13 protein-coding genes are annotated in these 15,134 nt (G+C 44.6%); 3 read left to right on the forward strand and 10 right to left on the reverse strand.

Annotated features, from left to right (window positions below):
* Positions 1-4: 4 nt before the first annotated feature.
* The 10 genes from H9L11_RS02685 to rpsB form a co-directional block, all read right to left on the reverse strand.
* On the reverse strand, positions 5-514 hold the full coding sequence (locus H9L11_RS02685; RefSeq protein ID WP_199266740.1) for an OmpH family outer membrane protein: 510 nt from the start codon (positions 512-514) through the stop codon (positions 5-7).
* Positions 515-527: 13 nt separating this feature from the next.
* Complete coding sequence (bamA, locus tag H9L11_RS02690) at positions 528-2,942, reverse strand: outer membrane protein assembly factor BamA (RefSeq protein ID WP_158174124.1); 2,415 nt, start codon at positions 2,940-2,942, stop codon at positions 528-530.
* A 44-nt stretch (positions 2,943-2,986) separates the two neighbouring features.
* Positions 2,987-4,345, reverse strand: coding sequence for a sigma E protease regulator RseP (gene rseP / locus H9L11_RS02695; RefSeq protein WP_205390979.1), 1,359 nt, complete (start codon positions 4,343-4,345; stop codon positions 2,987-2,989).
* On the reverse strand, positions 4,345-5,550 hold the full coding sequence (gene ispC, locus H9L11_RS02700; protein ID WP_054574847.1) for a 1-deoxy-D-xylulose-5-phosphate reductoisomerase: 1,206 nt from the start codon (positions 5,548-5,550) through the stop codon (positions 4,345-4,347). Before ispC ends, rseP begins: the two co-directional genes overlap by 1 nt.
* Positions 5,551-5,600: 50 nt before the next feature.
* Positions 5,601-6,443, reverse strand: coding sequence for a phosphatidate cytidylyltransferase (locus tag H9L11_RS02705; protein WP_005385351.1), 843 nt, complete (start codon positions 6,441-6,443; stop codon positions 5,601-5,603).
* A gap of 12 nt (positions 6,444-6,455) precedes the next feature.
* Positions 6,456-7,211, reverse strand: a complete 756-nt coding sequence (locus tag H9L11_RS02710; RefSeq protein WP_064377181.1) for an isoprenyl transferase — start codon at positions 7,209-7,211, stop codon at positions 6,456-6,458.
* A 96-nt stretch (positions 7,212-7,307) separates the two neighbouring features.
* Positions 7,308-7,865 (reverse strand): ribosome recycling factor, encoded by a 558-nt coding sequence (gene frr, locus H9L11_RS02715; protein ID WP_005380330.1) that lies wholly within the window; start codon positions 7,863-7,865, stop codon positions 7,308-7,310.
* A gap of 100 nt (positions 7,866-7,965) precedes the next feature.
* The gene (gene pyrH / locus H9L11_RS02720) at positions 7,966-8,691 is read right to left on the reverse strand and encodes a UMP kinase (RefSeq protein WP_005380329.1); all 726 of its coding nucleotides are present in this window, start codon (positions 8,689-8,691) and stop codon (positions 7,966-7,968) included.
* 147 nt (positions 8,692-8,838) lie between these two features.
* A complete protein-coding gene (gene tsf / locus H9L11_RS02725) occupies positions 8,839-9,684 on the reverse strand; it encodes a translation elongation factor Ts (RefSeq protein ID WP_005380328.1) in 846 nt (281 codons plus the stop codon).
* 132 nt (positions 9,685-9,816) lie between these two features.
* Positions 9,817-10,545, reverse strand: coding sequence for a 30S ribosomal protein S2 (gene rpsB, locus H9L11_RS02730; RefSeq protein WP_005380327.1), 729 nt, complete (start codon positions 10,543-10,545; stop codon positions 9,817-9,819).
* 384 nt (positions 10,546-10,929) lie between these two features.
* Between rpsB and map the strand changes: the two genes are divergently transcribed.
* The 3 genes from map to H9L11_RS02745 all read left to right on the forward strand — a co-directional run bounded on the left by map (position 10,930) and on the right by H9L11_RS02745 (position 15,067).
* On the forward strand, positions 10,930-11,808 hold the full coding sequence (gene map / locus H9L11_RS02735) for a type I methionyl aminopeptidase (RefSeq protein ID WP_005380326.1): 879 nt from the start codon (positions 10,930-10,932) through the stop codon (positions 11,806-11,808).
* A 108-nt stretch (positions 11,809-11,916) separates the two neighbouring features.
* The gene (gene glnD / locus H9L11_RS02740) at positions 11,917-14,541 is read left to right on the forward strand and encodes a bifunctional uridylyltransferase/uridylyl-removing protein GlnD (protein ID WP_053304072.1); all 2,625 of its coding nucleotides are present in this window, start codon (positions 11,917-11,919) and stop codon (positions 14,539-14,541) included.
* Positions 14,542-14,683: 142 nt separating this feature from the next.
* Positions 14,684-15,067, forward strand: a complete 384-nt coding sequence (locus tag H9L11_RS02745) for a DUF3461 family protein (protein WP_005380322.1) — start codon at positions 14,684-14,686, stop codon at positions 15,065-15,067.
* Positions 15,068-15,134: the final 67 nt, after the last annotated feature.

Here is a 15,134-nt window from a genome sequence, read left to right on the forward strand (position 1 = left end):
CTTCTTATTTTAGAGCTTTAATTACGTCTTCAGAGATATTGTATTCTGGCTTGCCGTACTGCAAAGCAGAGATATCAATCACAAGATCGTAACCATTTTTGTCTGCGACTTTCTTAACTGCATCTTGAATCGTTTTGAAAAGCTTCGCTTTTTCTTCAGCTTCACGACGCGCACTTGCTTTTTCAAGTGCTTGTGCTTTCACTTTGTACTCGCTGTCTAGCTTCGCGATATCGATACGTAGCTTTTCAACGTCGTCTTGACCCAAAAGCTCGCCGTCACGTTGTAGCTTCTCAATCTTTGTTTTAGCTTGTGCTTGGATTGACTTCAGTTCATCAGCTTTGCTTTTGAAGTCTTTCTGCATTTTTTGTAGTACAACTTCACGTTGAGGAAGAGCTTGGAAAACTTGAGCTGTATTTACATAAGCAATTTTTTGTGCAGCTTCTGCCGCATTTGCAAACATTGAAGAGCTCAGTACAAGAAGGCCAATCCCAGCCGCTTTGATCATTTTATTCAAAATATTTTCCTCTTTAGAAAGTTCTACCGATAGTGAATGTGAAGAACTCTTCATCATCGCCATCAAATTTCTTAATTGGTTTCGCTAGTGAGAATACTAGTGGCCCCATTGGAGACATCCACTGCAACGCCGCACCGTAAGAAGAGCGGTAGTTGGTTGGATCTGAGTAATCGTAGTAGTAACGGTCACCATATTCCGCACCTGAATCGCGGTAGTCAAACTCCGTATCCCAAACACTTGCCATATCAAAGAAGATACTGGTACGAATTTGGTTTTGTACTTCTTCTGATGCAAATGGTGTTGGGACAATCAACTCAACACTTGCTAGCGCTACGGCGTTACCACCAACAGAGTCATCTGTTGCTGTATCTGCGCCATTGTTTGAACCAGATGTATCACGGTAAACCGCTTTAGGACCAACAGAGTTTGAGCCAAAGCCACGAAGCGATGTAAAGCCACCTGCGTAGTAGTTTTCGTAGAATGGGAACAAGTTATCGTTGCCATCCGTTTGACCGTAACCATTACCGTAACCTAAGCGGCCACGGAACAAGAGGGTAAACTCGTGCTTTTTAGTCAATGGCACATACTGACGAACATCGTACTGCATTTTGAAGTATTGAACGTCAGAGCCAGGTACGGTCATTTTATAGAATGCACGCTGATGGTTACCTGCCGTAGGGAAGTAGCCACGGTTTAAGTTATTACGTGTCCAAGAGATATTGAAGTCGAAGTCGTTTGTGTTCAACGCTCCACTAGAATCAATGTTGTCTGCTTGTGCTCGTAAGAACTGCTCTACCTGTAAGTAAGGCGATAAGTTACCGATCTTGTTGTGCGTATAACCGACACCGAATTCAAAACGGTTCAACTCATCGAATGGGAAACCCCACGTTAAGCTCGCGCCATAGCTTTCGTTGGTATAGTCAACGATATTGGCTTCTTTCGCTTCAAATTCGTTATAGAAAACCTTACCACCTAAGCTTACACCGTCTAAGTTCCAGTACGGATCACGGTAATCTAGACTGATGTTTTTCTGGTAGTCATTCATCATCGCGTTGATACCAACACGGTTACCACTACCAATGAAGTTATCTTGTTGCAGGCCAACCTGGAAGCTCACACCCGATTCTGTGCCGTAGCCAACACCGAAGTTAACGCTACCAGAGTTCGCTTCTTTGACAGAGTAAACTAGGTCAACTTGATCATCACTACCAGGAACTCGAACCGTCTGTACTTCAACATTTTCAAAGTAGCCCAAACGATTTAGACGAGTTTTACCCGTTTCAATCGATTTCGAGTTCAACCAACTGCCTTCCATCTGACGCATTTCACGACGAAGGACTTCATCTTTGGTTGAGTTATTACCCGTGAAGCGAATGTCACGAACATAAATTCGGTTACCCGGTTCTACGTTAACGACCAAAGAAACTTCTTGATTCTCGTCGTCAAACTCTGGAATGGTATTCACTTGAGGATAAGCATAACCGGACTCACCAAGCACACGCTTAATCCCTTCTTCCATTGAAGTAACCAACGAGCCGTTGTATGTCTCATTGTCTTCAAATGGCACAAGTCTTTCGAACGTCGCTTCCTCGCCAATCAAATCACCACGGAACTTCACGTTCTTAACGGTGTAAACCTCGCCCTCTTCTAGACCAAGAGTAATGTATACCCCTTTCTTGTCAGGAGAGATTGCAACTTGTGTCGAATCAACGTTAAATTTTAAGTAACCACGATCTAGGTAGAATGATTTGAGTGCTTCAATATCACCTGCAAGAACTTGCTTTTGATACTTTTCATCAGAAAGGAAATTCCACCACGGCACATCAACATTTAAGTTAAAGCGCGAAAGCAGCTCTTCATCACTGAACACTTCATTACCGATAAAGTTGATTTGCTGAATTTTTGCCGACACACCTTCAGTAAAGACAAACTTAAGATCAGAACGATTACGTGGTAGTGGAGTAACCACCGCTTTTACTGTTGCGTTGTATTTACCTACGCTGTAGTAAAAGTCTTCTAAGCCTTTTTCAATGTTGCTTAGCGTGGTGCGGTCAAGCGCTTCACCTTCACGAACGCCAGACGCGTTCAGGTTTTCTTGTAGCTGCTCGTCCTTGATTGCTTTGTTACCTGAAAAAGAGATGCTTGCAATGGTAGGACGTTCTTTGACTTGAACCATCAGAACACCACCGTCACGCAACACTTTCACATCTTCAAAGTTACCAGATGCATACAGGGCGCGGATAATTTCTGCAACATCGCCTTGGCCAATGGTATCACCGACACGTACAGGCATTTTCAACAATGCAGCACCCAGTGCTACACGCTGCAATCCATCGATTTCAATATCTTGAACTACGAAGTTCTCTGCTCCATTTGCAGATACACTGGTCGCCAGTAAACTTGCAAATAGAATTCGCTTAATCGCCATACTTGTTCTAATTATTCCTTGCTACTGCTTTTGTCTCTGAACTATCACAGACGAGTAAAATCATTAAATAGCGCTAACGCCATGAGCGAGAAGATAATCGCACCACCAATTCTAAAGCCCATTTCCTGCACTTTCTCAGGAACAGGACGTCGAATGACTGCTTCAATTGCAAAAAACAACAAATGACCGCCATCCAACATTGGTAAAGGAACGAGGTTAATAATACCTAGGTTAACACTAATTAGAGCGAGAAAACCTAAAAAGTAGACCAAACCATAATCTGCTGTCGCGCCTGCGCCTTTGGCTATTGATATTGGTCCACTCAGATTATTCAGACCAACGTCTCCAACAATCAGCTTCTTAAGCATGCTGATTGTCAAACCAATGACTTGGCCAGTTTTGTCTACTGCTTTACCTATTGACTCGAATACACCAAACTGAAGATCGAAGCGATAACTTTCTGGCCATTCTGCGACTTTAGGTGCAATACCTGCAAAACCAACGACTTCTTTGTTAGCTAGCTCACGGCTACCGGGCGTCAGCGTCAATGTTTGCTCATAACCCTGACGTAACACCGTCAATTCAAGCGGTGTATCAGGATTAGAACGAACCGCTTCAACCACTTGCTTCCATTCGGTTACGCGTTGTTGACCAATTGCGACAACCTCATCACCTGGAAGCACACCGGCTTTTTCCGCCGCTCCACCTTGCGAGACCTGCTCGATAACTCGATACACCTCCGGTGTATACGGAGCAAAACCTAACGACTGCGTCGCTGACTGAGTTTCTGGGTCGAACTTCCACTCACGTAAATCGAGCGTTTTCGTTACTTCTGAACCAACTTCATTCGCTGACGTTAGTGTTACCGTCATCAAATCATCGCCAATATGAGAAATCAATCCCATATTTACTGATTCCCAATCCGGAGTTTTGATACCAGATATCGATTTAAGTTCCATTCCAGATTCAATTCCAGCTTCCGCAACAATCGAATTGGGCGTAACTTCACCAATTACAGGCTTAACAGCCGGGATACCAATTAGAAATACCAGCCAATAGGCAAAAATTGCGAAAAGAAAATTAAAGATGGGGCCAGCCGCAACAATAGAGGTTCGCTTCCATAACGGCTTCTTATCAAACGCTAGGTGCTTCTCATGTTCCGGCACCTCATCGACACGGCTATCAACCATTTTCACATAGCCGCCGAGAGGGATCATTGAGATGCTGAACTCCGTTCCGTCTTTGCCTACTTTACTCCAAATAGACTTGCCGAAACCGATTGAAAACTTTTCAACTTTAACGCCGCAACGGCGAGCAACCCAAAAATGCCCAAATTCGTGCACGGCAACAAGAATGCCCAGTGCGACGATAAAAGAAATGAGATTCCACAATATACCAGTCATCAGCTACGCTCGCGTATGGTTTCTAGGGCAATAGTTCGTGCCATTCTATCTAGCTCGAGCAAGCTTTCCAAGCTATTCGCATTCTCAGCTTTGCAGCTTGCGTTGATTTTATTCAACACAGACTCATTGATGCGAGCAATATCGGTAAAACCTAGTCTGTTATTTAAAAATGCATCAACAGCGACTTCATTAGCTGCGTTCAATGCTGTTGTTGCGTGTTGACCTTCATAACAGGCATCAATTGCGAGTTTTAAACATGGGTAACGAGCAAAATCAGGCTGCAAAAACGTCAGCTCACCAACTTTCGTGAAGTCTAGCGGCTTAACCCCAGCTTCCACTCTTGACGGGTATGACATGGTGAGCGCAATTGGCGTCGCCATATCCGCTTCTCCCATTTGTGCCAAGACCGAACCATCACGATACTGAACCATAGAATGAATTACCGATTGAGGATGAATAACCACCTTCAGTTGTTCGCGAGCAGCATTAAATAGCCACTTAGCTTCGATATACTCAAGGCCTTTGTTCATCATCGTGGCAGAATCAACAGAAATTTTTGGCCCCATCGACCAGTTTGGATGAGCAATCGCCTGCGCGGGTGTCACCTGCTCCAGTTCTGCGATGTCAGTGTAACGGAAAGGACCACCAGATCCAGTCAACAAAATATGAGAAATGCCATGTTCTTGTAAATTGCAACGACCTAGATTGGTTTGTACTTGCTGTGGTAAACATTGGAAAATGGCGTTGTGTTCACTGTCGACGGGAAGTAGCTCTGCGCCAAATTCTTCTACAGCATCAATAAATAGCTGGCCTGACATTACAAGTGCTTCTTTATTTGCCAACAAGACTCGCTTACCTGCTTTCACGGCAGCCATAGTAGGCAATAAGCCGGCTGCTCCTACAATAGCAGCCATTACACTGTCGACCTCGTCCAGCGAAGCAATATGGCATAGCGCATCAACACCACCTAGCACTTCGGTACTTGGTGAAACCGAGTGTAGCTCAGCTTGAAGTTGAGATGCCGCAGCTTTATCTGCCATGACCGCATACTTAGGTTGCCACTGACGACATAGACCGATCATCTTTTCAACGTTAGTGCTTGCCGCTAAGGCAACGACAGAAAACAGATCTGGGTTTTGTTCGACCACTTTAAGCGTGCTTGCACCAATTGATCCAGTAGCACCAAGAATCGTTAACTTTTGCATGTTGTAAGACCGTTAGAAAGCTCAGGAGCGACGACGCCGCTCCTGATAAATTAGAATACGTAGTAAAGAAGAGCAAAAACTGGGAATGCTGCGGTTAGGCTGTCGATACGATCTAGCACACCACCGTGCCCTGGGATAATGTTACTGCTGTCTTTAATGCCTGAGACACGTTTGAACATACTTTCAACCAGATCACCAAGCACTGAAATAACGACAGTCACTAGCGTAATCAGCACCATATGGACAGGGCTAGTGAACTGGATGTCGAACCAATCAGCAAATGCCCACGCTACGATTAATGCCGTGATAATGCCACCAATTAGCCCTTCAATAGTTTTATTGGGGCTTACATGAGGAGCCATCTTACGTTTGCCTAAGCTTTTGCCTGCAAAGTAGGCGCCGCTATCTGCAGCCCATACCAAGAAACAAACGTACAACACAAGCTTTGCGCCGTGGTATGGATCTACAGTGATGTCATACGCTCTGAGAATAATCACACTCCAAAGGAATGGGATTAATGTCAGAAAACCAAATACATGACGTAAAACAAAATTACTTTGCCAAGATTTCGTCGTTTTGGGGTAAGTAATCGCCATTAAGCTAGCAATAATCCACCAAACAAAACCAATACCCAAGACGACATAATGAGGTGTCGTTAAGTGATTGAGACTATATGCATCAGGCGAGATGTATAGAAAACTAAGTCCGGTAATAATGATTGCCGGCACAAGGGCAGCAATGCGAGAGTTGCTTCCTGTAAACTGAGTCCACTCCCAAAAACCTAATAGCGTTATTGCAGTTAAAGCGGCAATAAAGCCCATTAGCGGTAATTTAAAAATGCCTAAAATAACCAGGGGAGCTAAAATTAGTGCTGTTATTATTCTCTGTTTCAAACTAACTAGTCCTTATTGAGCTGCCATCAATGCCTTTATTTGTTCACCTGTACAGCCAAAACGACGTTCTCGGTTGATAAACCAAGTCACAGCTTCTACCAAACTGTCTTCATCGAATTCTGGCCAGTACTCTGGTGTAAAGTACATTTCTGCATAAGCCATTTGCCACAACATAAAGTTGCTGATGCGGCACTCTCCACTGGTGCGAATTAAAAGATCCACTTCCGGTAGGTCTGCCATGGTCAAATGCTCACTGATTAGCTGCTCATTGATATCCTCTACACGAATTTCACCGTTACGTGCTTTTAGCGCTAACGTTTTAGCAGCTTCTGTGATGTCCCATTTACCGCCATAGTTGGCTGCAATGTTGATCACCATACCCGTGTTATCTGCCGTTAGGTTTTCTGCTTCTACAATTTTCTTTTGTAGACGCTCACTAAATCGACTGGTATCACCGATCACGCGCAACCGTAAGTTATTTTTGTGTAGTTTTTTTACTTCACTAGACAGGACCGTGATAAACAGTTCCATCAAAAGACCCACTTCTTCCTCCGGACGACGCCAGTTTTCACTACTAAAAGCAAACAGCGTCATGGCTCTAATGCCTAGTTTTGAAGCAGCAGCCACGGTCTTACGAACGGCACTAACGCCTTTTTTATGACCAAATACGCGAGGTTTTCCTTTGGACTTAGCCCAACGGCCATTACCGTCCATAATGATGGCAATATGCTTAGGAAGGGAATCAGAGAAGGCTTGAGAATTTTGCATAGGGAGTTAATTGAGTTCCATCAGTTGGATAGACTAACATAAAAAAACGCTGAGCTGTGAGCACAGCGTTTTCCAACAGTGATGTGTGTGGGAGTATTAAACTTCCATCAACTCTTTTTCTTTTGCAGCAAGAACTTCATCGATCTTCTTAACTGCAACGTCAGTTAGCTTTTGAATTTCGTCTTGTGCTTTACGGTCTTCATCTTCAGAGATTTCTTTATCTTTTAGAAGCGCTTTAAGATCGTTGTTTGCGTCACGACGGATGTTACGAACAGCAACACGACCACCCTCAGCTTCACCACGGACGATCTTAACTAGGTCTTTACGACGTTCTTCCGTTAGCGGTGGAAGTGGAACGCGGATGATAGTGCCAGCTGACATAGGGTTTAGACCAAGGTCAGACGTCATGATCGCTTTTTCTACTTTCGGCGTCAGCTCTTTATCAAAAACCGTGATTGCAAGTGTACGTGCATCTTCAGCAATAACGTTTGCTACTTGGTTTAGAGGTGTTGCTGCACCGTAGTATTCTACAGAAATACCAGATAGTAGGCTTGGGTGTGCACGACCTGTACGAATTTTAGAAAGGTTGTTCTTAAGCGCTTCAACGCTTTTATCCATGCGCTCTTGCGCGTCTTTTTTGATTTCGTTAATCACAGTTTCACCTTAAAAATGTCATCTTTCCTGAAGAAAGCCTAAAACGGTTGAGCAAAGCAAGCACCACCCTAACGCTTTGGAGTGGCACCTTAAGCCAAGCTTATTCGTTGATGAGCGTACCTTCTGCTTCGCCCATTACCACGCGACGTAGTGCGCCTGGCTTGTTCATATTAAATACGCGGATTGGCATTTTGTGGTCACGAGCTAGCGTAAACGCCGCCAAGTCCATAACTTTCAGCTCTTTATCCAGAACTTCTGCATAAGATAGCTTATCATACAGCTCTGCGTCTGGGTTTGCTACAGGGTCAGCAGTAAATACACCATCAACTTTCGTCGCTTTTAGTACGACATCCGCTTCAATTTCGATACCACGTAAACAAGCAGCAGAATCCGTTGTAAAGAACGGGTTACCAGTACCAGCAGAGAAGATGACAACTCGGCCTTGGCGAAGCTCACGGATCGCATCAGCCCAATTATAGTCGTCACATACGCCTTTTAGAGGGATTGCAGACATAACGCGCGCATTTACGTATGCACGGTGAAGAGCATCACGCATCGCTAGGCCATTCATTACTGTAGCAAGCATACCCATGTGGTCACCAACTACGCGGTTCATACCAGCTTCAGCTAGGCCTGCACCACGGAACAAGTTACCGCCACCGATAACTACACCAACCTGAACACCCAGTTCAACCAGTTCTTTAACTTCTTGTGCCATACGATCAAGGACCGCAGGATCAATACCAAAACCGTCTTCACCTTGAAGAGCTTCACCACTCAGTTTTAATAGAATACGTTGATACGCTGGTTTAGGGTTCGTAGTCATGGAGTTTACCTTCCAAAGAGAGTTGTTGATTAACAGTCATGAATAGACACAACTTCAGTTATGGCTATTCATCACGGCTAATCGTTCACTGCTCATAAAAAGACCGCAGCCTTGGCTACGGTCTAATCTTTATACAGTCTCTAAGGATTAACCTTTTTGAGCTGCTGCAACTTCTTCAGCGAAGCTCATTTCTTCTTTCTTCTCGATACCTTCACCTACTTCTAGGCGAACGAACGTAGAAACTGAAGCGCCTTTTTCTTTCAGCATTTCGCCTACAGTTTTCTTAGGCTCCATGATGAAAGCTTGACCTGTTAGAGAGATCTCGCCAGTGAATTTCTTCATTCGGCCAACAACCATCTTCTCAGCGATTTCAGCAGGCTTGCCTTCGTTCATTGCGATTTCAACTTGAACCGCTTTCTCTTTTTCTACTACGTCAGCTGGTACGTCTTCTGGGTTAACGAACTCTGGCTTAGAAGCAGCAACGTGCATTGCAACGTGCTTAAGAGTTTCTGCGTCGCCTTCACCAGCAACAACAACACCGATTTTCTCACCGTGACGGTAAGAAGCGATTGCAGTGCCTTGAACGTATTCTACGCGACGGATAGTGATGTTTTCACCGATTTTAGCTACTAGAGCTACACGTGCGTCTTCGAATTGTGCTTGTAGTTCTTCAACAGAAGCTTTTGAAGCTAGAGCTGCAGCTGCAACTTCTTCTGCGAATGCAGTGAAGTTACCGTCTTTAGCAACGAAGTCAGTTTGGCAGTTAACTTCAAGAAGAACAGCAACGCCGTTTTCTTCTTTGATGATGATTGCGCCTTCAGCTGCAACGTTACCAGCTTTCTTAGCTGCTTTCGCTGCGCCAGATTTACGCATGTTTTCAATTGCTAGTTCGATGTCAGCGTTTGCTTCTACAAGCGCTTTCTTACATTCCATCATGCCAGCGCCAGTACGCTCGCGAAGTTCTTTAACTAGAGCAGCAGTTACAGTTGCCATTCTGTCTTCCTCGTTTGATTCGAAATAAGGTAAAAAACAGGGGCCTAACATTGTCGGCCCCCATTGCTAACTATAACTTAGTTTATGCTACACAAAGGTTTCACATAGACCAAGTGTGACACAGAGCCGCTATTATTCAGCTTCTACGAAACCGTCTTTTTCAGCAACTGCAGCTACGTCTTTGTTACGACCTTCAGATACTGCTGAAGCAGCAGCGTTCAGGTATAGCTGTACAGCGCGGATCGCGTCGTCGTTACCTGGGATTACGTAGTCAACGCCGTCTGGGTTAGAGTTAGTATCTACCACAGCGTATACTGGAATACCTAGGTTGTTAGCTTCTTTAATTGCAATGTGTTCGTGATCAGCGTCGATTACGAATAGAGCGTCTGGTAGGCCGCCCATGTCTTTGATACCACCAAGAGATTTCTCTAGCTTCTCCATTTCGCGAGTACGCATTAGAGCTTCTTTCTTAGTTAGTTTGTCAAAAGTACCGTCTTGAGATTGAGTCTCTAGTTCTTTTAGACGCTTGATAGACTGACGAACTGTTTTGTAGTTTGTAAGCATACCGCCTAACCAGCGGTTGTTTACGTAAAACTGGTTGCTTGCGATTGCAGCTTCTTTAACAGCTTCAGATGCAGCGCGCTTAGTACCTACGAATAGAACCTTACCTTTCTTCTCGCCAACTTTAGCTAGTTCAGCTAGAGCGTCGTTGAACATTGGTACAGTTTTTTCTAGGTTGATGATATGAACTTTGTTACGAGCGCCAAAGATGAATGGCTTCATTTTTGGGTTCCAGTAACGAGTCTGGTGACCGAAGTGAACACCAGCTTTTAGCATATCGCGCATTGATACAGTTGCCATTTTAAAATCCTCTATGGGGTTAGGCCTCCACATTCCCCATAACTCCGACCAAGCTTCTGCTCAGCACCCCGGAATATGTGACGGAATGTGTGTGATTTAAAGATAAAAGGTTATTCGGATGAAGCTTGCTTCGCCGCTTAACTTTGCTAAACGAAGAGAACAGTCCTCTATTCCGGCGCGCTTTATACCATATTTTAGCTCACTGTGGCTAGTAAAAATTATTTCTTCACCGAGCCACTTTCTCCTATTTATAAGCAAAACTTTAAACATATGATCGAATTAAGAATGATGCATATTCCTATCTAACTTGGGTTAACGCCCCGATGTCTGATAGAATGCGGCCATTCGCACGTTTACGTGCTTAGGAATAAGTAGAGAAAGCCAATGTCAATCAAGATTAAAACTGCTGAAGAAATAGAACGCATGCGCATTGCGGGCAAGCTAGCCGCAGAGATTCTAGAAATGATCGAACCACACATCAAAGTTGGTGTGACGACAGAAGAGTTAAACAAAATCTGTCATGAGTACGCTCTAGAAAAAGGCGCATACTCTGCTCCGCTTGATTACCATGGTTTCCCTAAGTCGATCTGTACTTCAATCAACCATATCGTATGCCACGGTATTCCAGCGGAAAAAGACGAAATCGGTAGCAACGGCCAAATGAAGCCGGCGGTACTAAAAGATGGTGACATCTTAAACGTTGATATTACCGTAATCGTTCCAAATGATGAGAATGCCGATCTGAGCGTGCGTCCTCAGGGGTACCATGGTGACACTTCTAAGATGTTCCTAGTCGGTGATGTTTCGCCTGCAAACAAACGTCTGTGCATGGTAGCTCAAGAAGCACTGTATGTTGGTATGCGTACCGTTAAGCCAGGTTCAACGGTTGGTGACATCGGTACAGCTATCGAGAAGTACATCAAAGAGAACAACAAGAACAATCCTCGCAACAAGTTTTCTATTGTGAAAGACTTCTGTGGTCACGGTATCGGCGATGAGTTCCATGAAGAACCACAAGTGGTTCATTACAAGAACAAAGACCGCCGCGTATTAAAAGAAGGCATGTGCTTTACTATTGAGCCGATGATTAACGCTGGTAAATTTGGTTGCTCTGTTGATGCACAAGATGACTGGACTGTTTACACGGGCGACGGCAAGAACTCTGCGCAATGGGAACATACCATTGTAGTAACAAAAGAAGGTTGTGAAGTACTAACGCTTCGTAGCGACGATACGATTCCTCGCCTAATGAAAAACGCGTAAAGCTGACGACCACTCGTTGTTTACTATATCCCTGCTTCGGCGGGGATATTTTTTATCTGCCGCAAATTTGTTAGATTGTTATTAGATTAGCTTGCACGGATGGCAAATATGACACTTCAGTCCCCTCTTACCTTTTCCGATGAACAAATCAATATCGGTGAACTCAAACGAGAATTAGAGAAGTTTAGCTCTAATCAAAACCAAGAGTTTCTCAATCATCATCCGGTAACAAGCTTGGTTTTAGCCAGAGCTGAATATATGGATCTGCTTCTCAATCGTTTGTGGCAACATTTTGGTTTCAAGGATATTTACAACATTTCCCTGGTTGCCGTTGGTGGCTACGGACGCGGTGAGCTGCATCCACTCTCCGATATCGATATTTTGATTCTGTCGAACAATAAACTGCCAACCGCGTTAGAAGCAAAAATCAGCGAATTCATTACGCTGTTGTGGGATTTAAAACTCGAGGTCGGACACGCTGTTCGCACCGTTACTGAATGTGCTGAAATTGGTAAAGCCGATCTAACGGTCGCGACAAACCTGCAAGAAGCGCGACTGCTGTGTGGAAGCGAGGACACCTTTCAGGCACTGAAGAAAGTCGTGTTATCAGACTCCTTCTGGCCAAGTGAGACGTTTTACCGCGCTAAAATTCAAGAGCAGCGCGAACGCCATGCACGTTACCACGACACGACCTACAACTTAGAACCGGACATTAAATCAACCCCCGGCGGGCTACGCGATATTCATACATTAAGCTGGGTCGCTCGACGTCACTTTGGTGCGACTTCATTGTTGGAAATGAGCCGATACGGATTTTTAACTGACGCAGAATACCGAGAATTGGTTGAATGTCAGGACTTCCTTTGGCGAGTACGTTTCGCTCTGCACATGGAGCTTCGCCGCTATGACAACCGCTTGACCTTTGCTCATCAAGCACAAGTTGCGGAAAATCTAGGCTACGTCGGAGAAGGCAACCGAGGCGTAGAAATGATGATGAAAGAGTTCTACCGCACGCTTCGTCGTGTGGCAGAGCTCAATAAAATGCTACTCAAACTCTTTGACCAAGCGATCATTAATGGTGGGGCGACAGAAAGTGCCGAGATTCTCGATACGGACTTTCAACGTCGCGGTTCTTTAATTGAAGCGCGGAAACCCGCATTGTTCCAAGCTCGCCCAGAAACTATTCTGGATATGTTCTTACATATTGCTAACGACTCAACTATTGAAGGGGTGAGCCCACCAACGCTGCGTCAACTGCGCACCGCTCGCCGTCGGCTCAACAAGTTTTTGCACACCATTCCTGCTGCGCGTGAAAAGTTCATGGCGTTATGTCGTCACCCTAATGCTCTGCACAAAGCATTCAGTCTCATGCACCGATTAGGAGTTATGGCGGCCTATTTGCCGCAATGGAGTCAGATTGTTGGTCAAATGCAGTTTGACTTATTCCATGCCTACACAGTTGATGAACACAGTATTCGCTTACTTAAACACATCAACACTTTTAGTGACCCAGAAAATCATGCGAAGCACCCAATTTGCTGTGACGTCTACCCACGGATGCAAAAGAAAGAGCTGCTGATTATTGCCGCTATTTTCCATGACATCGGGAAAGGTCGTGGCGGCGATCACTCGATTATCGGTGAAGGAGAAGCGTACGACTTCTGCATTGAGCATGGCTTATCGAAGCCCGAGGCCAAACTTGTCGCTTGGTTGGTAAGACATCATCTATTAATGTCTGTCACCGCACAGCGCCGAGACATTTATGATCCCGATGTCATTACCGAATTTGCCAAAAAAGTCAGAGACGAAGAATCTCTCGATTATCTTGTATGCCTGACAGTTGCAGATATTTGTGCAACCAACCCAGAACTTTGGAATGCTTGGAAACGAACTTTACTTGCGGAGCTGTATTACTCCACACAACGTGCTTTACGTAGAGGCCTAGAGAACCCTGTCGATGTGCGTGAGCGAATTCGCCACAATCAACAAATGGCCTCCGCAATGCTGCGCAAAGAGGGGTTTGCCGCGCGCGAAATTGAAGTATTGTGGCAACGCTTCAAAGCTGACTACTTCCTTCGTCATACCCATACGCAAATCGCGTGGCACTGCGAACACTTACTTCGCATGGAAGATCCGACTAAGCCTTTGGTGTTGATCAGTAAAAAAGCCACTCGTGGCGGCACTGAGGTGTTTGTATATACGAAAGACCAGCCTGCTTTATTTGCGACGGTCGTGGCGGAGTTAGATAGGCGTAATTTTAATGTACACGACGCGCAAATCATGACCAGCAAAGATGGGCACGTGATTGATACCTTTATGGTACTCGATCAACATGGCGAAGCGATCGATGAGTCTCGTCACGCCGCGGTGATTAAACACCTCACTCATGTACTGGAGGCAGGCCGACCAACCAAGATTAAAACGCGCCGTACTCCGAACAAACTTCAGCACTTTAACGTGAAAACCAAAGTCGACTTCTTACCAACCAAAGGTAAAAAACACACTTTAATGGAGTTTGTCGCGCTAGACACACCAGGGCTGTTGGCCAAAGTAGGCCGTACGTTTGCTGATTTAAATATCAACCTTCATGGTGCAAAAATCACCACCATTGGTGAGCGAGCAGAAGACTTGTTTATTTTAACCAGTGATGCAGGGGGAAGATTAAGTGAAGAACAACAGGATGAGCTAAGAGAGAGATTGATCGAAAAGTTATCTGATGAGGTCGCAGCTTAGATCAAACCTGCCAATCTTTTCGGTTCAGGGCGAGAGCGATCTTGCCCACAAGTTAAGCATTTTGGCTAAATATCAGCTATCTAGCTCATACATAGGCTGCTACAGTTATATCAATATCAATTCGATGTAATAGAGGTAGCCTATGTATCCCCACCTCACTGGTTTGGGTATTCACGACCCTAAGCAGATTGAACGTTATTCCCTACGCCAAGAAGCACACAAAGACGTACTCAAGATCTATTTCCACAAGCAAAAAGGCGAACTGTTCGCTAAAAGCGTTAAATTCAAATACCCGCGCCAAATCAAAAATGTTCTTGTGGACAGTGGCAGTCACAAATATAAAGAAGTAACGGAAATCAACCGTAACCTCACATTAGTCATTGATGAACTGAATAAAATCACTAAGCCAACGAAACAACCTGAGGTTGATGTAAAAGAGAAAATTCTTTCAGACCTTCGTCATTTAGAAAAAGTCGTTTCGAGCAAGATCGCAGAGATCGAAGCGGATCTTGAAAAACTAAAGTAAAACGTTAAGTCTTAAATATTAAAAAGGGTTAGCATTGATGCTAACCCTTTTTATTTGTACTCAATCA

Origin of the sequence: Vibrio sp. sp1 (assembly GCF_016920955.1) — a bacterium.
Lineage (GTDB): Bacteria > Pseudomonadota > Gammaproteobacteria > Enterobacterales > Vibrionaceae > Vibrio > Vibrio alginolyticus.